22 protein-coding genes are annotated in these 21,110 nt (G+C 51.8%); 13 read left to right on the top strand and 9 right to left on the bottom strand.

Annotated elements, in window-relative coordinates:
* Positions 1-17: 17 nt before the first annotated feature.
* On the top strand, positions 18-191 hold the full coding sequence (locus AJE_RS18545) for a hypothetical protein (RefSeq protein ID WP_157999933.1): 174 nt from the start codon (positions 18-20) through the stop codon (positions 189-191).
* Positions 192-272: 81 nt separating this feature from the next.
* On the opposite strand, the gene AJE_RS08690 is transcribed toward AJE_RS18545, so the two are convergent.
* Positions 273-755, bottom strand: coding sequence for a hypothetical protein (locus AJE_RS08690; RefSeq protein ID WP_008950541.1), 483 nt, complete (start codon positions 753-755; stop codon positions 273-275).
* 263 nt (positions 756-1,018) lie between these two features.
* Here AJE_RS08690 and AJE_RS08695 point away from each other — a divergent pair, with 263 nt between their 5' ends.
* Genes AJE_RS08695 through AJE_RS08715 form a run of 5 tightly spaced genes read left to right on the top strand, consistent with a single transcriptional unit; the run spans position 1,019 to position 5,326 of the window.
* Complete coding sequence (locus tag AJE_RS08695; RefSeq protein ID WP_008950542.1) at positions 1,019-2,353, top strand: sensor histidine kinase; 1,335 nt, start codon at positions 1,019-1,021, stop codon at positions 2,351-2,353.
* The gene (locus AJE_RS08700; RefSeq protein ID WP_008950543.1) at positions 2,346-3,680 is read left to right on the top strand and encodes a sigma-54-dependent transcriptional regulator; all 1,335 of its coding nucleotides are present in this window, start codon (positions 2,346-2,348) and stop codon (positions 3,678-3,680) included. The genes AJE_RS08695 and AJE_RS08700 overlap by 8 nt, the downstream gene beginning before the upstream one ends.
* A gap of 48 nt (positions 3,681-3,728) precedes the next feature.
* The gene (locus AJE_RS08705) at positions 3,729-4,403 is read left to right on the top strand and encodes a hypothetical protein (RefSeq protein ID WP_039928380.1); all 675 of its coding nucleotides are present in this window, start codon (positions 3,729-3,731) and stop codon (positions 4,401-4,403) included.
* Positions 4,384-4,752 (top strand): DUF3137 domain-containing protein, encoded by a 369-nt coding sequence (locus tag AJE_RS08710; protein WP_008950544.1) that lies wholly within the window; start codon positions 4,384-4,386, stop codon positions 4,750-4,752. Before AJE_RS08705 ends, AJE_RS08710 begins: the two co-directional genes overlap by 20 nt.
* 10 nt (positions 4,753-4,762) lie before the next feature.
* Positions 4,763-5,326 carry a LemA family protein gene (locus AJE_RS08715; RefSeq protein ID WP_008950545.1) on the top strand — a complete coding sequence of 188 codons (564 nt, stop codon included), beginning with the start codon at positions 4,763-4,765 and terminating at the stop codon, positions 5,324-5,326.
* A 146-nt stretch (positions 5,327-5,472) separates the two neighbouring features.
* Here the strand turns inward: AJE_RS08715 and AJE_RS08720 are convergent, their stop codons facing one another.
* Genes AJE_RS08720 through AJE_RS08730 form a run of 3 tightly spaced genes read right to left on the bottom strand, consistent with a single transcriptional unit; the run spans position 5,473 to position 8,071 of the window.
* Positions 5,473-6,216 carry an ABC transporter permease gene (locus tag AJE_RS08720; protein ID WP_008950546.1) on the bottom strand — a complete coding sequence of 248 codons (744 nt, stop codon included), beginning with the start codon at positions 6,214-6,216 and terminating at the stop codon, positions 5,473-5,475.
* Positions 6,213-7,127 (bottom strand): ABC transporter ATP-binding protein, encoded by a 915-nt coding sequence (locus tag AJE_RS08725; protein WP_008950547.1) that lies wholly within the window; start codon positions 7,125-7,127, stop codon positions 6,213-6,215. Before AJE_RS08725 ends, AJE_RS08720 begins: the two co-directional genes overlap by 4 nt.
* A 5-nt stretch (positions 7,128-7,132) precedes the next feature.
* On the bottom strand, positions 7,133-8,071 hold the full coding sequence (locus tag AJE_RS08730) for an alpha/beta fold hydrolase (protein WP_008950548.1): 939 nt from the start codon (positions 8,069-8,071) through the stop codon (positions 7,133-7,135).
* 194 nt (positions 8,072-8,265) lie between these two features.
* Between AJE_RS08730 and AJE_RS08735 the strand changes: the two genes are divergently transcribed.
* The 3 genes from AJE_RS08735 (at position 8,266) to AJE_RS08745 (ending at position 11,117) form a co-directional block, all read left to right on the top strand.
* Positions 8,266-9,339, top strand: coding sequence for a sensor histidine kinase (locus tag AJE_RS08735; RefSeq protein ID WP_008950549.1), 1,074 nt, complete (start codon positions 8,266-8,268; stop codon positions 9,337-9,339).
* Positions 9,336-9,932, top strand: a complete 597-nt coding sequence (locus AJE_RS08740; protein ID WP_008950550.1) for a response regulator transcription factor — start codon at positions 9,336-9,338, stop codon at positions 9,930-9,932. The genes AJE_RS08735 and AJE_RS08740 overlap by 4 nt, the downstream gene beginning before the upstream one ends.
* Positions 9,933-10,076: 144 nt before the next feature.
* The gene (locus tag AJE_RS08745) at positions 10,077-11,117 is read left to right on the top strand and encodes an IS481 family transposase (RefSeq protein ID WP_008950454.1); all 1,041 of its coding nucleotides are present in this window, start codon (positions 10,077-10,079) and stop codon (positions 11,115-11,117) included.
* Between the two features lie 47 nt (positions 11,118-11,164).
* Here the strand turns inward: AJE_RS08745 and AJE_RS08750 are convergent, their stop codons facing one another.
* The gene (locus tag AJE_RS08750) at positions 11,165-11,455 is read right to left on the bottom strand and encodes a DUF2845 domain-containing protein (RefSeq protein ID WP_008950551.1); all 291 of its coding nucleotides are present in this window, start codon (positions 11,453-11,455) and stop codon (positions 11,165-11,167) included.
* Positions 11,456-11,603: 148 nt separating this feature from the next.
* Here AJE_RS08750 and hxpB point away from each other — a divergent pair, with 148 nt between their 5' ends.
* Together hxpB and AJE_RS08760 are read left to right on the top strand one after the other, a co-directional pair.
* Positions 11,604-12,248, top strand: coding sequence for a hexitol phosphatase HxpB (gene hxpB / locus AJE_RS08755; RefSeq protein ID WP_008950552.1), 645 nt, complete (start codon positions 11,604-11,606; stop codon positions 12,246-12,248).
* A gap of 86 nt (positions 12,249-12,334) precedes the next feature.
* Positions 12,335-12,853, top strand: coding sequence for a DUF3617 domain-containing protein (locus AJE_RS08760; protein WP_008950553.1), 519 nt, complete (start codon positions 12,335-12,337; stop codon positions 12,851-12,853).
* Between the two features lie 8 nt (positions 12,854-12,861).
* On the opposite strand, the gene AJE_RS08765 is transcribed toward AJE_RS08760, so the two are convergent.
* Genes AJE_RS08765 through AJE_RS08775 form a run of 3 tightly spaced genes read right to left on the bottom strand, consistent with a single transcriptional unit; the run spans position 12,862 to position 16,595 of the window.
* Positions 12,862-13,863 (bottom strand): LacI family DNA-binding transcriptional regulator, encoded by a 1,002-nt coding sequence (locus AJE_RS08765; protein ID WP_008950554.1) that lies wholly within the window; start codon positions 13,861-13,863, stop codon positions 12,862-12,864.
* A 24-nt stretch (positions 13,864-13,887) separates the two neighbouring features.
* On the bottom strand, positions 13,888-15,228 hold the full coding sequence (locus tag AJE_RS08770; protein WP_008950555.1) for a glycoside-pentoside-hexuronide (GPH):cation symporter: 1,341 nt from the start codon (positions 15,226-15,228) through the stop codon (positions 13,888-13,890).
* Between the two features lie 32 nt (positions 15,229-15,260).
* A complete protein-coding gene (locus tag AJE_RS08775; protein WP_008950556.1) occupies positions 15,261-16,595 on the bottom strand; it encodes a GH1 family beta-glucosidase in 1,335 nt (444 codons plus the stop codon).
* Positions 16,596-16,755: 160 nt separating this feature from the next.
* Between AJE_RS08775 and AJE_RS08780 the strand changes: the two genes are divergently transcribed.
* Positions 16,756-18,027, top strand: coding sequence for a sugar MFS transporter (locus AJE_RS08780; protein ID WP_008950557.1), 1,272 nt, complete (start codon positions 16,756-16,758; stop codon positions 18,025-18,027).
* 4 nt (positions 18,028-18,031) lie between these two features.
* On the top strand, positions 18,032-20,563 hold the full coding sequence (locus AJE_RS08785) for a glycoside hydrolase family 3 protein (protein ID WP_008950558.1): 2,532 nt from the start codon (positions 18,032-18,034) through the stop codon (positions 20,561-20,563).
* A gap of 15 nt (positions 20,564-20,578) precedes the next feature.
* On the opposite strand, the gene AJE_RS19005 is transcribed toward AJE_RS08785, so the two are convergent.
* A complete protein-coding gene (locus AJE_RS19005; protein ID WP_083216247.1) occupies positions 20,579-20,869 on the bottom strand; it encodes a LytTR family DNA-binding domain-containing protein in 291 nt (96 codons plus the stop codon).
* Between the last annotated feature and the right edge of the window lie 241 nt (positions 20,870-21,110).

The following is a 21,110-nucleotide window of genomic DNA, read 5'->3' on the forward strand; positions in this document are numbered from 1 at the left end:
CTCATGCGGGAGCCCTGGTGTCACCCGGCAGGTACGAGCAGGTGCTACAGGCGCAAACGACTTATCAGTATCAGTTGCAGGATGGCAAGCTGAGCATCACAGCCGCGCTGACACATCGCCACTGGCCGGGCATTGCTAAAGGTGATCGTATCGAGCCGGCGTTAGCGCTAAGCTGGGAAGGCCGGTTCTGACTGGCATCACAGCGGTATCGCTACCGATGCCGGACAAGCCAGTACTGCCGGGTTGGGACGGCAGTGCTGGCCTGAATCTGATCAGTGTTTAGCGTCGAGGATTTTTTGCAGCTCCAGTAGTTGTTCTTTGTTCAGCTCCGCGCTTTCCAGCAGCCGTTTAATTGCTTCAAAGCGGTGGCCGGCAGCTTCGGCGCGAATTTTGATGATTTTTTGCTCCAGCGGTTGACCATCCGCATCCAGCACCATTACCCGCCGGACACCATTCTCCTCAATGATTTCGACATTTTTTGGCAACGGCGGCAACGGCGGTAACGGCGCCTTTGCCAGCAGCGCTTCCAGCCGTGCCGCCTGCTCCGGTGCTAACTCTTGCAATAAGGCTTGCCACTCAGCGCTTTCCCGCCAGTTGCTACCGCTAAAACGTAGCTCGCGCTTCTCGCCATCCTGCAGCACCACAATGCGGGTTTCCTGCGCTTTGCTCACTTCCGGGGCCGGCTCTGCCTGAGCTTTTGGCAGGGCACAGCCGGTTAATAGGGCGATCAGGGTCGCCAATAGGGTCTGACGCATAACAATTCCTCCTGTTGATCGGGCCAGCTGCTAATGAAAGTTTAATGCCAGAATTTTTATCTTTTTAATTCAACATCTTAAAATGAAACCTTTACCGAACATCCCGATATCGGCACATCAGTTTCCCCATTTCGGCAGATCCGCAACAGTCTCTTTGACAACACTCTCGCTAAACAGCTGATTAAGCTTATAAATTTCTTGCTGGGCAAAGTGGTATAAGCTTTGTAAGCTAAAACTATTCTCAAAGTACGCAGGACCTCGTTATGTCAATCCGCTGGGCGCTGAGCCTGGGTATCATTTGTTTGCTGGCGTTAATGGCGCTTGGCCAAATTTGGCTGTTACAACGGCTGGAAAGTCAGCTGGCACAGCAGGTTACAGAACAAAGTACTGAAATCACCCGGGTGGTGTTATCGCAAACTGCTGCTAACCTGGAACTATTGGCAAAGGCGCCACTGCCACCTGAGCCGCCGGTTCCCGCTACGCGGCCAAGACTGGAAATTATTGAAATTGAACATCAGGGTAAACAGCTGGATGTCCGGCTGATCAATGATCAGATGCGCCAGGCCGAGCTGGCACGCGAGGCAGCGCAGCGTATTCGCACCCAAATTCAACCTGAACAAATAAAACAACAACTGGAACAGTTGCAACTACGCCGCCAGCAAGCGAGAAGTACGCCGCTGTTAGCCGAATTTAGCCGCTACGCGATGCTGCTGATCGTCAGTACCACCTTACTGGCGATACTGATAGCACTACTACTGGGGCATCGTCTGATTAAGCCGTTACAGCATCTGGTACAGGGGTTTCGGGCTTTACAGCAAGGTCAGCTTGGACAGCAGGTGCCGGTCAGCGGCTTAAGCGAGTACCGTTATGTTAGCGACCAGTTTAACCAGATGAGTGTCCGGCTGGCCGAACTGGCCGAGCAAAGCCAACGGCTGCAACAGCAACAACATCTGGCGGAGCTGGGCGAAATCAGCCGCGGCATGGTGCATGCGCTACGCAACCCGCTGCATACCCTGAACCTGTTACTGGAGCAGGTTGCCAGCAGTGATGACCCTGCGTTACGTCAACGCTTAACTGAACAGGCCGAGCGCAAGATGCAGCATATCAACCGCAGCCTGACCGCAATGCTGACGCTAAGCTGTGCCGATATTGAGCGCAGTAAGCTGGTGGCGCTAAAGCCGGTACTACAGGACTTACTACTGGAATTTAGCTCAGACCAGAGCCGGATCCGCTTAGCCGGTGATCTGGAGGCGCGGTTGCCGGGCGCAGAAACTGAGCTTAGAACCATTTTACATTCGTTACTGGCCAACGCCGTTGAGGCCAGCCCGCCTGGCGGCGAGATTACGATTGAGGTCAGGGAGCAGCCAACCGCACTGCAAATTCAGATCCGGGATCAGGGCCCAGGGCTGGATCCGGCTATTGCCAGCCGCTTATTTCAGCCACATTGTTCCGGCAAAGCCGAAGGGGCTGGCATGGGGCTGTACCTGTGTAGCCGTTTACTTAAACTCTATTATCAGGGCGAAGTGCAGTTACACAATCACCCACAAGGCGGCTGCGTGGCGACACTCACCTTTCACAGGACACAACAGCATGACTGAGCGGCTACTGGTAGTAGAAGATGATGCGCAGCAGCGTCAATTGCTGTGTGAGTTACTACGCGCTGAGGATTATCAGGTACAGAGCGCTGACAGTGTCGAAACTGCGATTCTGGCCCTCAAGCAACAGCCGCTGGATTTGGTGCTATGTGACTGGAAACTGGGTCAGGGCAGTGGCCTGCAGGTGCTGCAGTACCTGCGCCAGCATTATCCGCAGCTGGGCTTTGTGGTTGCTACGGCCTATGGCTCGGTCAGCCATGCGGTAGAAGCCATTCAGGCCGGTGCCGACGACTACCTGACCAAGCCGTTTAAACGGCAGGAGCTGTTGCTGGCAATCAGTAAGGGCCTCAGTGCCTGGCGGTTACGGCAGCAAAATCAACAACTCACCGAACAATTAAGCGAGCAACAGCAACTGGTGGAGCTGATTGGCCATGCGCCCTGTATGCAGCAGTTGTTTCAGCGCATCAATCGTATCAGCGCCAGCCACGCCACTGTGCTGATCAGCGGCGAAAGTGGTACCGGCAAAGAGCTGGCTGCCCGCGCGCTGCATCAGTTGTCGGGGCGCAAGGGTCCCTTTATCGCTATTAACTGCGGTGCGATTCCGGAACAACTGGCCGAGGCTGAGCTGTTCGGTGCCGAAAAAGGCGCCTATACCGGCGCTCATCAGAGTAAAGCCGGGAAATTTGAAGCCGCTAATGGCGGCACCCTGTTTCTGGATGAAGTGGCCGAGCTACCGGCTGCGCTGCAGGCCAAACTGTTGCGACTGCTACAGGAAGGTAAGGTCACCCGGCTGGGTAGTCATCAGGAAATTAGCCTGGATGTGCGGCTTATTGCAGCCAGCCATCAGGATCTGGCGCTGGCGGTGCAGGAAGGTCGCTTTCGGGAGGATTTGTTTTACCGCTTAAATGTGGTGCCACTGCACATGCCAGCGTTGCGCGAACGACGGGAAGATATCCCGCGACTGATCCAGCATTTTTTACAAAAGAGCCAGCAACGCTATCAGCTGCCGGCAGCAGAGCTGAGTAAAACCGCGCTGCGCCAACTAATGGACTACCCCTGGCCCGGCAATGTGCGTGAACTGGCAAACCGTATTGAGCGCTTTGTATTACTGGCAGATGAGCGCGAGCTATTAGCCGATCTTAACACCGCAGCTACCGTCAGCAGCGGCTTTGTATTACCGGCGGAGGGCCTGAACTGGCAACAACATGAGCGCGACTGCCTGCTGCAGGCGTTATCGCGTAGCAACGGCAACCGCGCCCAGGCAGCCAAACTACTGCAGCTACCCTATAAAGCATTTTTGTACCGGCTGGAGAAATATCAGCTTGGCTAAAATCAGACCGTCCTGCTAAGGTAAAGTCTTTGCTTGTCGCGGAGGCTTATGGCTGCCATTAACCCCAATCGTCAGCTGGCACAGGCCATCAGCAGGTTACAGAAGCAACTGAATCAGGTTGCGGATAAAACAGCCCTGATGGCAGTACTGGAGCAACTGGCCCTACTACCACAACCGATCCGCTATTCTTTTAAGCAGCGCGCTTATCTTTGCAGCGCGGGGCTGTTACTAAGCCTGCTACTGGCTGTACTGACCTATCAGTTACAAAGCAGTGTCGTGCTGTATTATGCCGCAGCTATCCTGGCACTGTGCAGTGTCGTACCGCTACTGGCTGCGCTTTACCATTTACAGCAGTTAAAACGCTTTACTGAGCATTTGTACTGGAAAAATGCGCTACTGGATAACAACTTATCGGAGCTGGCCAACACGGACTGGCCAAACGTCACCCGCAGTTGGCAGCAGCAGTTTGCCGAGTTCCGGCGAGGTAATCATCAGCGGGAATTCCGCCAGCTTATCCGCGGCCACTTCAGCGGCGCCGAACATCAATTTAGTTACCACTACTGGCATTTTCATTATGTAAACAAACGCACTCAGGTAACGACTAACAGTAAAGGTCAGGTGCAAACCCGTACCATATACGACCACTTTGACCGCTATGGCCTAATTATCCCTTTTGCCTATTGCCTATTGCCGCGATCTCTTTGTGACGTCCTTTGCCGCTGACGGCATTACTGGCGAACGTTATACCAGCGACTCTGGTCGCTTTAATAAGATCTTTCAGGTGCGGGCCGCCGAACCGATGCAAGCAGCACGGTTTTTAAAACCAGCGGTCATAGTGGCGCTGGAGCAACAAGCCCGGCAGTTGAAACAACTTAATCTGGCCTTTAGTCATGACGGACAGCTTTGTATCAGCTTTGCTGACAACGATATGTTGCAGAGTAAAGCCCCTTGCGGTCTGGATCAACTGGCGCAATTCAGGCAAAGTATCGAACAACCAACTGCACTGCCCAAGCTCAGCCAGCTGTTAGCGACAGTGCATCAGCTACTGCGGCATTCAGACAGTAACTTTTAGGAGCAGCACCATGGGACTGGGTATTCTAATCGGCATCGTCAGCATCGTTTTGATTATGGTGGTGGTCATTTATAACGGCATTATCACCCGGATGAACGCAGTGGAGCGCGGCTGGGCGAATGTGATTACTCAGGAGCGGCAGAAGAATAAGATGATCCCGCATCTGGAGCAGGTGACTGAGCAATTTAAACAGCATGAAATGGGTTTACAAAGCAGTATTGCCGAACTACGTTCTGGCTTGGCGCGTTTACAACCCGGCACTATCGATACCGCCACCTTGCAACAGGTTGAGGGTAGCACCCAAAAACTGTTGCAGGGTTTAACAGTAGCGGTAGAAGCCTATCCGGAACTCAAGGCTTCTGAAATCTTTAACAACCTGATGCGTGAAATCGCCGAGCAGCAAGAAAACATCGGTGCCGCGATCCGTATTTTTAACCAGAATGTGGAAGACTTTAATAATGGCATCGAAGTCTTCCCCAACTCACTGGTCAACAACCTGCTGAACAAGAAAAGCCGTGTTACCCCGTTCCATGATAGTGAGGCCGAAGCGGGTTTTGAATATAAATTGAAATAATGTTACCCATCAAAAACCAGTATCCAGGGTTTAAGCTGGTGGTTGTCACCTTTACCCTGGATGACTGTTATTGTTTTATTAATTTTGTTTTTCGGAATCTCTAACTGAAACGCCAGATTACTTTCGGTGCCCATGTACAATGAAAATTACGCATTTTCTCCGGTAAGGTGTTTAAATGACCAAACTGCGACCATCGCCAACAGAATGCTACTGCTGGTAAGTAGTAACAGATGAATCGACAGCGCATGCCCCTGATCCATACCGATCACTTTCAACCCTATTTGTGACAGATGATAACTTGGCCAAATCCAGCCGGCTTGCTGCAGCAACGTCGGCAACATATGAATCGGTAACCACAAACCCGATAACAAAGCCATCGGCAGATACACCAGATTAACCACCGCTGGGGCAGCTTTATCACTGAGGGTTAACCCTAAAATCAGGCCAATTAAGGCAAAAGGCAAGGTGCCCAGTAATAACACCACCGCCAGTAATAACCATTGTCCAAAGGCAAACCTTACGCCGCCAAACAGTGCAGCAATACTAAACATAAGCACAATAATCGCCAGTGAAAACACCAGGGCGGTCGCAAATTTTGCCAGCAAATAGGCTGGCACTGGCATAGGTGACAAGCGCTTTAAGGTTAACCAGCCATGAGCCCGGTCGCTGGCAATATTGATGGCAAAGTTAAACATGGCCGGACCCATAATGCCAAAGCAACCATAGGTCACCAACATATAAGCGCTCGCGCCGCCGCTGTTAAACAGCACACCAAAAAATACATAGAACACCACCGGAAAGGCTAAGGAGGGAATGACAAAAGCAGGGGTACGCAAAATGCTCAGCAGATCGTACCAGGCTTCTTTTCGATAAATAGCTGCGGTGTTCATGCGGCTTGCTCCTGTTGCGTTTCAGGGGTTTGGGTAAGGTGTAAAAAGGCTTGCTCTAGGGCGATGGGCCGGACTTCTAAATCAGTAGCCTGCTGATCTGCATGTAATAAGGCGCGCACAGTTTGTTCAGCATTGCGGCTATGTAAGGTGATCTGCTGTTGTTCACGGCTAACTTGCAATACCGCTGGCAATACGGCCAGCTCCGCATCCGTTAAGCGGCTGCGACAACGCACCACTTTGTATTGCATTAGGGCTTTTAATTCGTCCGGACTGCCTTTGGCCACCATCCGCCCCTGATGCAACACCGCAATGCTATCGGCTAATTGCTCGGCTTCTTCCAGATAGTGCGTGGTTAGCACCACAGCGACGCCTTGCTGCCTGAGCTGTTTCACCTGGTGCCATAATGCCTGTCGCGCCTCGACATCCATACCCAAGGTCGGCTCATCGAGAAACAGTAGCTTAGGCTTACCCGCTAATGCTAAAGCAAACAACAAACGCTGCTTTTGCCCGCCAGATAAGCGACCAAATCGCTGTGTAGCATGGCTTTCTAGCCCTGCCAACTGCACCAGCTCGGCAGCGCTGTAACCCTGCGCATAGTAACTGCTAAACAAATCGCACTGTTCATAAACGCTAAGATTGGCGCTTAAGCTGCCGATTTGCATCATCACCCCAAGCTGCTGGCGTAACGCCTGGCTGCGCGTTATACCCTGCTGCTGGTTGCCAAAAAGCCGGATATCACCACTATCGGCTTTTACCAACCCTAGCAGGGTTAAGATTAAGGTGGTTTTACCAGCACCATTCGGGCCAAGCACACACAGTACCTCACCTGCAGCCTGCGAAATATCTACGCCTGCCAGCACTGTGTTGCCGCCATAGGCTTTAGTCAGGTTTTTAACATCAAGTGCCAACATGGTCATTACTCCTTGCCAACAAGGTGCTTTTGCAGGAACTGACCAATATGTTGGTTCAGCCACTCTGGGGCATCTGCCATAATAAAATGCTTACTCTCAACCGCGAATGCGAAGCGATGATATTGCGCCGGCACATTAGCTAACTGCGTTTCGTAATTGGCCTGCACCTGTGCAGGTGTGGTATAAGGTGCGCCATTCTGAAGTGCGCCCAACGTCAATACCGGTACGCGAATATTCGCCAGTTGCGGTCTTAAATCTGCTTGCATCAGTTCACCCATTACCCGGCCAGAGGTCATACCGTCAGAGCGAAACATGTCGTTGACAATACGCTGATGCCAGCTTTCATTGTTTGCCATACCTTTAGCCATCAGCATGGGGTCGAAACTACCGGGTGCAGCTTGCTGTGAGCCTGTGTTACGCGCGGCATTTTCGGCAAACAGCGCGCCTAAGGCCGGTAAACCATCAACATTAACCGCCCCCCCTATCTGTTCCGGTGCGGAAGCAGCCAGCGCCAGGGCTAAATATCCACCCAACGAATGGCCAATCACTACTGGCTTTTGCAATTTCTGCTCACCGATATAACTAAGAATGGCCTGCTGCTGGGTAACTAAATAGCTCTCACCCCAGCTTTGCGCTGACAAAGGCGTTACACCCGCAAAGCCTGCCAGGGTAAAGATATGTAACTGGTACTGATCTTTGAGTGCCGCCACTGTGCTTTGCCAAACATCAGCGGAGGAGGCCAGGCCCGGAATAAGCAGAATTGCCGGACCTTCACCCACCACCGTTACCTCAAAACAGGCACAGGCTGATTGGGTGTCCGGTACCGCGACCTTGTGAGCTGCTGCCGTTTGTGTTGCCGCCACTGGGCTAACTGTCGTTAATCCCAGTGCCAGTGTCACTGTAGTTACAGCAAAAAACGTCTTCAGTTTGCTTGTCATGTTCATGACTGGTTCCTCATAGTTAACGCACACCTTAGTGCTGATGAGAGCAGTCTAGTCTGCAGCGATGGCTGGCACAGCTCACCTTTGTCAGCACTTTCGGCTGACAACTGCCATTAGAAAAGATGATCTTTGTCACTTACTGCTGCTACAGAAAATTCGTTAGACTGTTCTGGCGAATGTCAGGCTCAGGACGCACCATGTCGAATCAGGATCTGCTGCAAAAAAAGCTCAGTTGGGTTTATCTGTTTAATTTGATCTTTTTCTTTATTCCGCTTTTTACCGTCCGTTTTCTGTGGTGGCAGTATCTGTTGATGGCTGTGGCGCTGCTGGGTTTTCTGTATTGCTACTTTTGGGCATACAGCTGCACTCGCCCGCAAATGCTCAAACCAACCCTTGGAATTATTACTATCGCCAGCCTTATCACCCCCATTAACCCCGGCTCTATCGCGATGTTTTCCTATGCTGGCTTTTTTATCGGTTATGCCAATCCATCAAAACGTTACCTCGCAGCCATCGCTGCCCTGGTCGCCTTGCTGGTTGCCCTCGACCTCGCCCTGACTATTCAATGGCCGCATTTCCTACAACTTGGTATTCCTATAGTGCTCGGGGTAAGTTTTTTAGGCTGGATTGAACAACAAACGATGCGCAAACGCTTACAAGAGCAGCAAAGTGCCGATGAAATCAAACAACTGGCCGCCATGGTGGAACGCGAGCGCATTGGTCGAGATCTGCATGATATTTTAGGGCACACCCTATCAAGCGTGATCTTAAAAGCCGATTTGGCGGAAAAACTGCTGGCACACCAGCAAGCAAAAGCGGCACAGCAGCAACTGACCGAACTTAGCGCTATCGCCCGCGATGCATTAAGTCAGGTGCGGCAAAGTGTCTCTGGTTTTAAACATCAGGGGTTAACTGCCGAAGTGGCGAAACTGCTGTCGCGCTTACGTGATGCCGGCTTTCAGGTCGAACTGAGCGGTGAGATCCCACAGCTGGATAGCCGCCGTGAAACCACAATAATTCTGGCGCTGACCGAGCTCGTTACTAATATTATGCGTCACAGCCAGGGCGATAGCTGTCAATTAGGTTTTATGCAAAACAGTAATCGCTTACAGCTGCAACTTACCGACAACGGCAAAGCCGCAGCATTCAAAGAAGGCAACGGTTTAACCGGCCTGCGGCAGCGCCTTGCTGCGATTGGCGCACAGTTAACGTTAGAACACGGCTCTGGCTTTAGGGCTATCATTGATTTACCGCTACAGGAGCCGCTATGAATATTCTACTGGCTGAAGATCAGACAATGGTACGTACGGCACTCGCCAGTTTGTTGCGCATAGAGGCCAATATACAGGTTACAGAAGCGGTGGATGGTAATGCAGCCTTACAACAGTTAAAGCAACACAGCTTTGATATGCTGCTCACCGATATTGAAATGCCAGGCGTCAGCGGTATTGAACTGGCGCAGTATGTACAACAGCAAAAGCTGGCTACCAAGGTGGTGATTATTACCACCTTCGGCCGCGCCGGTTATGTAAAACGGGCGATGGATGCCGGGGTCGGCGGCTTTTTATTAAAAGATGCGCCGGTCGAACAGCTGGTGCAGGCAATGCAACAGGTGATGACAGGCAAAAAAGTCGTCGACAGTGAGCTGTTACTCAACTCACTGGGCGAGCAGGACCCGTTAACCGATAAAGAGCGCCAGGCCCTGCGGTTAGCGGCTGAGGGCAGAAGCACTGGCGAAATTGCCAGCGCGCTCTATATTGCCGAAGGTACTGCTCGTAATTACTTGTCGGAAGCCATCAGCAAACTTAACGCGGCTAACCGCATTGATGCCGCGCGCATTGCGCGGCAAAAAGGTTGGCTTTAAAGCCGGCCTTGCTGTTTACGAATGATTTTGCTGACTTTACCTGAATTAGTCTCGACTTAATCTGACACATCTACTTGAAAAGATGAGAGTTACCAGTTTTGATATGGGTGTCGAATCCGTAATCAAAAACAAAAGGTAACTCTCATGCTGCATACTAACAATCCGATAATTAAACACAAGGCTGGGCTGCTGAATTTAGCTCAGGAGCTTAATAACGTATCAAAAGCCTGCAAGGTTATGGGCGTGTCACGTGACACGTTTTACCGCTATCAGGAGCTTGTCGCTGAAGGTGGTGTCGATGCTCTTATCGATAAAAGCCGTAGAGCACCAAACCTCAAAAACCGTGTGGATGAAACCATAGAAAAGGCGGTTATTGATTATGCTATCGAGTATCCTGCTCATGGCCAGCACCGCACCAGTAATGAGCTGCGTAAACAAGGCGTGTTTGTCTCTGGCAGCGGTGTTCGTTCTATCTGGCTACGACACGATCTGGAGAACTTTAAGAAGCGTTTGAAGGCGCTGGAAGCCAAGGTTGCCGATGAAGGTATACTCCTGACAGATGCGCAAATTACCGCCCTTGAGAAGAAAAAACACGACGATGAAGCCTGTGGTGAGATTGAGACTGCCCATCCTGGCTACCTGGGGTCACAAGATACGTTTTACGTTGGCAACCTGAAGGGTGTTGGCCGGATTTACCAGCAAACTTACGTCGATACCTACTGTAAAGTCGCGCATTGTAAGCTGTATACCACCAAGACGCCGATCACTGCAGCAGACTTACTCAACGACAAAGTACTGCCATTCTATGAGGCTCAGGGCTTGCCTGTGCTGCGCATTCTGACTGACCGGGGTACAGAATACTGCGGCAAAGTAGAACAGCACGATTATCAGCTATATCTGGCGATTAACGACATCGACCACACCAAAACCAAGGCCATGTCGCCGCAAACTAACGGGATCTGCGAACGGTTCCACAAGACGATATTGCAGGAGTTCTATCAGGTTACGTTCCGTAAAAAGCTCTATGGAGACCTAGCCGAGCTACAAAAAGATCTGGACGAATGGCTGGTTTATTACAACAATGAACGAACTCATCAAGGCAAGATGTGCAATGGCAGAACGCCAATGGATACTTTGCTGGATGGAAAGCAGGTTTGGGTGCAGAAAAATCTGACTCAAATCTAATCTGACAGACACCGTGAAAAACTGGTAACTGTCAGATCAAGTCTGAGCTAGTACACTTTACCATCAGTAAACTCAATACTAAGCAAAAATTCGCCGCCCATATCCGCCCTGGTTTTGTAAGACCACACATCAACTGTTTGACCTCGCTCCACACTATTCGTGCTAACACCCAAGGTCAGTTGCTCTTTCAGCAGAGGCTGACCCAGGCGGTCTACCACCTCGATCCCACTCATACCACAACGTAATAACTTTCCATCGTCTAACCTAAAGCTACAGTTAGCCATAGCTGGCAAACTCAGACTCATACCAAATACAAAAATCCAATACGTTAACCGCACGTGTAATTCTCCTTTTAACTAATATCCTATATGGTAATGATTTTAAGGCTGAGTAATACAAAGACGTCTTGAGCCCTTTAGTATAGACCCGGCTCCATCAGCTTTAGTTTCTTTTGCTGCAAAAATGTTAGCCAACTAGGAGATTGCAGTGTTTCAGGCAGTAATTTTTGATATGGACGGTGTGCTGATCGACTCTGAGCCACTCTGGCATCAGGCCGAACAGCAAATTCTTGGCGGGCTGGGCGTTGATTTTAGCCGGCCACCACTACTACAAAGTACCGGCCTTACCACGGCTGCGGTCATCGCGCACTGGTATCAGCATCAACCCTGGCCCTTACTTAGCCCGGAGCAGGTACATCAACAGATTATCGACTTTGTTGCCTCTGGCGTCGCCAGTAGTGGCGAACCGAAAACCGGCTTACTGGCGCTGCTGGCTGAAAATGCACGGCGTCAGCTCAAGATGGCCGTTGCTACCAACTCGCCTAAGCTGCTGCTGGATACCACCTTACAGCGGCTACAAATCCGGCATTATTTTCAGGCGCACTGCCATTTAAAGCTGGTCAGTCGCGGTAAGCCGGCACCGGATATTTATCTGCTGGCGGCCAGCCAGCTTGGCGTCGCACCAGAACAGTGCCTGGTATTTGAAGATTCCTTTGCTGGCGTAACGGCTGCCAAAGCCGCGGGGATGACTGTAGTCGCCATTCCCGCTGCACATGAATGGCAGCACAGCAAATTTGCGATTGCCGATTATAAAATCCGCTGTTTTAGCGAGTTTGACTGGGCACAACTGTGACAGAATGCTGAGCAACAGCTGACTGGCAGAACAGTGAAAATTGGTCTAGTCTTGCCATAAATCACTCTACTGCAGGGAGCAACCTGATGCGTATTCGCCTTCTTTTCACCCCGCTGTTACTGGTCAGTATGATGGCCAGCGCCAATATCGAACTCGATCTGGAGCCGGGCCTGTGGCAACACAGCTTTAAAATCAGTAGCCAAAGTGGCAGGCTGGAGCAGATGATGCAGGAATTTCAGCAGCAACTGGCCGCCATGCCAGAGGCGCAGCGGCAAATGATGCTGGACATGCTCAAGGCGCAGGGGATGAGTTTTGACGGCATGAATGGCAGTATCGAAGTTTGTATGACCGCGGAAGATTTGAAACAGGGCAAGCTGCCGGAGCAGGAAGGCTGCAATCAACAACTGACACAGCAAGGTAAAAACCGCTTTCGCTTTACCTTTCAATGCAACTCAGAGCCACCGAGCAGTGGCAGTGGTGAAATGCTGATTATCGATCGCAAAACCTATCAGGGCTCGGCCAGCTTTAGCAGCGACTTTGATGGCCAACAGGAACAGATGCAAATGAGTCAGCAAGGGCGCTGGTTACGCAGCAACTGCACCTAGTCAAGGGACTAAGTGGCAGCCAGCACCGAATCCCGGCTAATTAGCACCGGTTCAAATAATTGCTGCACCTCGTTGCTTTCTTGCTGATATACCTCGCGCAGCACCCAGCGCGCAGCCATCTGCCCCATGGCACTGATCGGATAATCGATAGTCGACAGCTTCGGGTAGGTGTAATAGGCAAAATTAACATTATCATAGCCCATTACCGACAGCTGCTGCGGAATGTTAAGCCCAAGCTCGCGCGCGGCAGTAATGGCGCCCGATGCCATCTCATCGTTAGCACACACTAGCGCACTAAAGGTTTTACCACTCTGCAGCAGACTTTCTAAGCCCTTGCTACCGCCGGTTTCGCGGAAATCACCCTCAAAAAATAATGCCGGATCGGCAGTGAGCTGGTATTCCGCCAGCGCACGCTGATGGCCATGATAGCGATCGCGGGCGTCGGTTTTCCACATCGGGCCGGCAATATAGGCAATTTGCCGGTGCCCTTGCTGCAACAAATGCCGGGTAGCCAGATAACCACCCAGCTCGTTATTAAGACTAATACAACGGTCAGCAATGGCCGGAATATGGCGGTTAAGTAACACAAAGGGCGTATCACCGGCGGCCAGTTGCAGTAAATAGTCATCGGATACCGCCTCGACATGCAGGATCAGCGCATCACAATTACGGCTTTGCAGAAAGTCGATGCCGTCTTGCTCGGTGGCTAGATCACTGTGACCTGCGGTAATGATCACATGTTTGCCAGCCGCACGAAATTCGGCCTCTATACCGGTTAGCATGGCACCATAGAAAGGACCGTGCAGCTCCGATACCAGCACCCCGATACTATTCGAGCGATTCGAGGCCAGCGACTGCGCGATACTATTTGGCCGGTAATCCAGCTGTGCCATCGCATCCAGCACCTTACGCCGGGTCGACTCCTTAACCGGCGTATTATTGTTCATCACCCGTGATACGGTGGCCAGTGACACTCCAGCCAGCTTGGATACTTCGTAAATCGTCGCCATAGTGCGAACTTATCCTTTCCTCAATCAGACTCTCACTGCGGCTTCGCGCGCTGCCAGATCGGCCGATACCTGTGCTACCTGCTGCCGATGCAGCGGATAATAGCGCATAATCCAGGCGACCAATACGGAACCCAGCGCCGGTAGCAACGTAAAGCTCAATAAAATACCCTGTTGCGTTACCGCCGTTTGCTCCGCCGCCGGTTGATACTGATAAAACGCCAGTAACCAACCTGCCAAGGCCCCACCCACTGCCAGGCCCAGCTTTATAAAAAACACCACCGACGAGTACACCAGGCCGGTGGTGCGCACACCGGTTAACCACTGGCCATAATCTACCACATCAGCCATTTTTGCCCACAGCATCGGGGTGGCCATTTGTAAGAAGAAACACCAGGCAATATGCAGCACAATCGCTAACTGCCATTGACTGCTGCCAACCCAAAAGCCAGCGGCACAGAGTAAAGCAGCCAGCAGCTGCAGGGCAATATAGGCTTTCACCTTATCTACCCGCGCCGCCACAAACTGGGCACAGGCGCAACCGGCGATATTGCCCAGCATACCCAGTGTCATAAAGGTGGTCACCAGATCCTCGCGCTGCAAAAAATACTTCACATAATAAATAACCAGGGTATTTTTCAACACCATGCCGATGAGTAGCAGCAAAGCCGCCAGACTCAGCACCCGCCAGGCCGGATTTTGCCACAATGCCTTAAGTCCGGCTTTTAACGTCAGTTGCTGATCGGCAGGTGGCTTAACCCGTTCGCGCGTACCTTTAAAACAGAGTAAAAACAGCAGCACACCCAGCACGCTCATTGCCGCTATCGTCAGCTGATACCCTTTGGCCTGATCGCCCTGCCCAAAAAAACTCACCAAGGGCAGAGTGCAGGCGGTGACCAGCAAGCCCCCCAACATACCAAACACAAAGCGGTAGGATTGCACCGACACCCGCTCATCCGGATCGGCAGTCAGCACGCCGCCCAATGCCGAATAGGGAATATTGATAGCGGTATAGGCCAGCATCAGTAGGGTATAGGTAATAAAGGCATACCAGATTTTGCCGCTGGGCGATAAATCCGGCGTAGTAAAGGCTAATACGCTAATAAAAGCAAAGGGTAGCGCCAGATACAACAGATAAGGCCGGTATTGGCCAAACCGACTTTTGGTTTTATCTGCCAGCGCCCCCATCAGCGGATCGGTGATGGCATCGATAATCCGCACCACTAAAAACATGGTGCCGACCACAGCCGGCGAAATGCCAAAAATATCGGTATAAAAAAAGGTTAAAAACAACATCACCGTCTGAAAGATGATGTTGCTGGCAGTATCGCCAAGGCCATAAGCGATTTTTTCTTTTTTGCTCAGCATAATTCTACCCTGTTGCAGTGCGCTGCTTATTATTATTTTCTGCTTTGCCAAAGTTGCTGCAATGCCCGGCCGCTGGCTTTAACAATGCGCTGCTGACTGGCGTAATCGACATAGACTATACCAAAACGCTTGGCATAGCCCTCGGCCCATTCAAAATTATCCAGCAAACTCCAGGCGAAATAACCGCGCACATTCACGCCGGCAGCAATGGCCTGCTCGGTCGCCACTAAGTGGCTTTGATAATACGCCAGTCGGTCAGCATCCTGTACTTCGCCATCTACCAGTTGATCGACCATGGCCGCGCCATTCTCGGTAATGTAGACCGGCGGCAGCGGATAACGCTGATGTAGCTGTAACAGAATTTCCGTTAAACCTTGCGGATAGATTTCCCAGCCCATGTCGGTCAGTGGCGGTTGTGTCGGTTTAACATCATGAAACCAGCCATCTTTACCGGCAGTAAACACGGTACGGGTATAGTAATTAATGCCGAGAAAATCCAGCGGCTGAGCAATAATTTGTAGATCGCCCTCAGCGATCTGCGGCCATTCAGCTGGCGCCAGGTAGGCGCTCAGATCCGGATAGCTACCTTCCAGTAAAGGTTGCAGATACCACTGATTATGATACTGATCGGCCAACCAGGCGGCCTGTTGATCGGCTTTGGCTTCGGTCGCAGCAAAGCAAGGGCTGAAATTCAGTACTATGCCGTTCAGCGCTTGCGGACAGTTACGGCGCAACACCTGTAGAGCCAGACCGTGCGCCAGCAATAGATGATGAGCCGCCTGCCGGCCATGCTGGCGGTTTTGTTCGCCCGGCGCATGAATGCCGGCCTCATAACCCAGATAGGCGCTGCAGAAGGGCTCATTTAAGGTGGCATATGAATAAACTTTATCGCCAAAGGCCTGACTGACAATATCGGCATATTCGGCAAAACGATAGGCAGTGTCCCGATTTAACCAACCGCCTTGATCTTGCAGATATTGCGGCAAATCCCAATGGTATAGCGTAACAAAGGCTTTGATCTGCCGTGCTTCCAACTCAGCAAGTAAATCCAGATAAAACTGCAGGCCGGCCTGGTTAACGCTGCCATCGGCGCGGATCACCCGGCCCCAGGCCACGGAAAAGCGATAGGCATCCACCCCCAGGCTACTGATGAGTTCGATATCATCACGCCAGCGGTTCAGATGATCGCAGGCTACCAGCCCATCAGAGCCGTCGCGAATCCGGCCAGGCTCGGCGCAAAAGGTATCCCAGATACAGGGCTCGCGACTTTCGGCAGCACCCTCAATCTGAAAGGCGGCGGTGGCGACACCAAAGATAAAATCTGAGCGTAACAGCGGTGAGTTTTCGGCTAAAACAATCTTCTGCATAGAGGCTTCTTCTGTCTGGTTTTTGCACATGCTTTTTACACAATGACGCCAAAAAATATTGCGCTCAGCGGCAGGTGTGCTATAAATGAAAGCGCTTACATTAATACTAGACGCCGCTTTGCCGAACGTCAATTAAAACAGAAACGACAAGGGAACCCTTATGGCTGCCACACCCATTATTACGCCAGACGCTGCGGCGCAGCCCGGCGCGCCAACCAGCTACCGCTTTGCGTTAACGGCTCTCACCTCATTATTTTTTATGTGGGGTTTTATTACCTGCTTAAACGACATCCTGATCCCCTATTTAAAACTGTTGTTCGATCTGAACTATACCCAGGCGATGCTGATCCAGTTCTGCTTTTTTAGCGCATACTTTGTGGTGTCAGTGCCGGCCGGTATGCTGGTCAGCCGCATTGGCTACAAGTCGGGCATTGTCACCGGTTTGTTAATCGCCGGTGCCGGCTGTTTGCTGTTTTTACCGGCAGCACAGATGCATGTCTATGCGATGTTCCTGTTTGCACTTTTTGTACTGGCCTCAGGTATTACTATTTTGCAGGTGGCGGCAAATCCTTATGTCAGCGTAATGGGTAAACCGGAAACCGCCTCCAGCCGCTTGACCATGACGCAGGCCTTTAACTCCCTGGGCACCACAGTCGCGCCCTTCTTCGGTGCCTGGCTGATTTTCGGTGGTATGAATGCCCCTGAGCCGGTACCGGGTGCCGTTACCGAATCGACCGTACAAGTGCCTTATTTAATCCTGGCCGCCAGTCTGATCGTATTAGCGGTCATTTTTGCCTGGTTAAAACTGCCGGCAATGGGTAAGAAAGATCCGGCAGAGGCTCTGCCACTGGGTGGTAAAGCCTGGCAGCAGCGGCATTTAGTACTGGGCGCTATTGGTATCTTTGTTTATGTTGGCGCCGAAGTCGGTATCGGCAGCTTTTTAGCGATTTATCTGTCGCAACCCGAGATTGGGGGCATGACCACAGCGGCGGCATCGCACTATATTTCCTGGTACTTTGGCGGTGCTATGGTCGGCCGCTTTATTGGTGCGGCCGTGATGCAAAAACTGAATCCGGGTCGGGTACTGGCCTTTAATGCCATTATGGCGGTGCTGCTGCTGGCGATCACTATTCTGTCTTCCGGCAAGCTGGCGATGTGGTCTTTACTGCTGGTTGGCCTGTGTAATTCGATTATGTTTCCGACCATTTTCAGCCTGGCGATCCAGGGTCTGAAACAATATACCAGTCAGGGCTCAGGTATTCTGTGTCTGGCTATCGTGGGTGGTGCCATACTGCCGCTGCTGCAAGGTATGTTAGCCGACCAGATCGGGGTGCAACTGGCTTTTGTCTTGCCACTGGTATGTTACCTGTATATTGCCTTCTATGGCCTGAAAGGCTGTATCCCGCAAACTCCCGCTGTAACTAAGGAATAAACGGATGAAGATAAAAAAAACCGCTATGGCTATGTTGATGCTCTCGGCCAGTGGCAGCCTGCTGCTGGGCGCCTGTAGCGAGGCACCGGCGCCGGTGGCGCCTGATAATGCAGCCACCTCTGTCTGGCCACAGCTGAAATTGCCGGTGGCACAGGATCCGGCGATGGAGCAGGCGATCAGTGAGCTGCTGGCGAAGATGACGCTGGAGCAAAAAATTGCCCAGATGATCCAGCCGGAAATCCGCGATATCACTGTCGAAGATATGCGCAAATACGGCTTTGGCTCCTATTTAAATGGCGGCGGCGCTTTCCCGAATGACAATAAATACGCCACCCCGGCCGACTGGATTGCCTTAGCCGAAGCCATGTATCAGGCGTCGATGGATACCAGTGGCGATGGCATTGCCATTCCAACCATGTGGGGCACCGATGCCGTGCACGGCCACAATAACGTGATTGGCGCGACCATTTTTCCACACAATATCGGTTTAGGTGCCGCGAATAATCCGGCGCTGATTGAACAGATCGCCGAAGCCACCGCACGCGAAGTGATGGCGACCGGTATCGACTGGGTGTTTGCGCCGACCGTGGCCGTAGTGCGCGATGATCGCTGGGGCCGCACCTATGAAAGTTACTCCGAGAATCCGGATATCGTACGCGATTATGCCGCAGCTATCGTGCGGGGGTTACAGGGCGCTGCCGAACAGGATTTTCTCAGTGAGCGGCGGGTGATCAGTACGGTAAAGCACTTTGTCGGCGATGGCGGCACTACCGGCGGTGTCGATCAGGGTAATACCGAGGTCAACGAAGAAGAGCTGTTCCGCATCCATGCTCAGGGTTATGTCGGCGGTTTAGAGGCTGGCGCCCAGACAGTAATGGCGTCTTTTAATAGCTGGAATGGCAGTAAAATTCATGGCGATCGCTACCTGCTGACCGAGGTACTCAAAGAGCGGATGGGTTTTGATGGTTTTGTCGTCGGCGACTGGAATGGTCATGGCCAGATCCCGGGTTGTACTAATGATAACTGCGCCCAGGCAGCAAATGCCGGCCTGGATGTGTATATGGTGCCGACCGCCGCCTGGAAGCCGCTGTATTACAATCTGATTGAGCAGGTAAAAACCGGCGTGATCCCAGAAGCGCGGATTGATGATGCCGTACGGCGTATTCTGCGCGTGAAAAAACGTGCTGGCTTATTTGATAAGCCAAGCCCGGCACAGCGCCCACTGGCCGGTCGTACCGAGTTAATCGGTGCGCCAGAACACCGCGCCGTAGCCCGCGATGCCGTGCGCCAGTCGCTGGTACTGCTCAAAAATAACGAGCAGTTACTGCCGCTGAAACCACAGCAACGTATTCTGGTCACCGGCCCTGGTGCCGATAATATCGGCCAGCAATCCGGCGGCTGGACCATCAGCTGGCAGGGTACCGGTAATACCAATGAAGATTTCCCGGGCGGCACCTCGATCTATGGCGGTATTGCCCGCCAGGTTACGGCAGCCGGTGGGCAGGTTGAGTTATCAAGTGATGGCAGCTTTACGGAAAAACCCGATGTCGCTATCGTGGTCTTTGGCGAAGAACCCTATGCCGAAGGCAATGGTGATCTGGATAACCTCGAGTATCAGCGCGGTAATAAAACTGATCTGGCGCTGCTGCAACAGTTAAAAGCGCAGGGCATTCCAGTGGTGTCACTCTTTATCAGTGGCCGGCCTATGTGGGTCAATCCGGAGCTCAATGCCTCTGATGCCTTTGTTGCGGTCTGGCTGCCGGGTAGTGAAGGCGAAGGCGTAGCCGATGTGATCCTGCGCAATGCCGCTGGTGAGGTGCAATATGATTTCCACGGCAAGTTATCCTTCTCCTGGCCAGCGACACCACAGCAAAGTACTGTCAATATTGGTGATGCTGACTATCAGCCGCTGCTGCCCTATGGCTTTGGCCTGCGCTATGGCGATGCCAGCACCCTGAGCAATACTCTGTCAGAGGATAGTGGTGACGATGCCGCCAATAGCGAGCTGGTGATCTTTGAACGCGCACCACGCTCACCCTGGCAGTTACAGCTACTGAGTGGCGCAGAGCGTATTGGCGTAACCAGTAGTGTGCAGGAGTTTGGTGCTATTCGTAGCCGTACCTTTGATAATCAGGTACAGGAAGATGCCCGTCGCTTTGAATTTAGCGGTAAAGCAAATGCTGGCTTTAGCTTTAGCAGTACCTTCCCAAGAGATCTGCGCGCCTTTATTGGTAATGAAAGCCAGTTAACATTGAAATTAATGCGTAATGGTCCGGTACCTGATAGCGTGCTGTTAGGCGTGAATTGCGCAGCAGAATGTCAGGCAAGCCAGAATATTGCCCCTGCCTTGGCGGCAATGCCAGAAGGGGAATGGCAAACCTTGCAGCTTAGCCTCAGCTGCCTGCAGCAACAGGGCCTTAACCTGAATCAGGTATTAAACGTCTTGACCATCCAAAGCGAGGGGGCCTTAATATTAAGTTTGGCCGATGCACGCTTAGTAGCAAATGGCGTTAACCCTGCTCTAGCTTGTCAGTAATCGTTGCAGCCTCTCTCAAGGACTCAAACTTGAGAGAGGCGCTTGTTCCAAAAATAACTGCACCGCTTTTACCTTACTCCGACTTACCGGGATCTCGGTATGGTCATGCAGCACAAGCACCCCTTCACGCCCAAGTTTTTTAAATCGTACAATCGCAGAGCGACTCACCCAAAAAGAACGATGAGGCTGGATCCCATCAAGTTCCCGACACTTCCCTATAGCATCTTTAAGATTTGCCAGAATAAGCGCTTGACCCGCTGTTGTTACCACCAGTAAATAATGTAGCTCTGACTTTAAATACAGGATCTGACCGCGCTTGGCAGCCTATAAATACCTATCAGAAATAGTCTTATCTTCTGCTTTATCTTCAGTTTTAGGAAGCGAGGTTAGCTCTCCAACCTTAGCGGATGCAATAACAAGCTTAAATCCTAATTGCCAGGGTGCATTTATTGCTATTCAACATATTACGACTGGGGGTAGCACAACACTAATATCACTTATTATCGCTACAAACCATTGAGTCTTTGTTTCGGGTAATCATACAGAA

Origin of the sequence: Alishewanella jeotgali KCTC 22429 (assembly GCF_000245735.1) — a bacterium.
GTDB lineage: Bacteria > Pseudomonadota > Gammaproteobacteria > Enterobacterales > Alteromonadaceae > Alishewanella > Alishewanella jeotgali.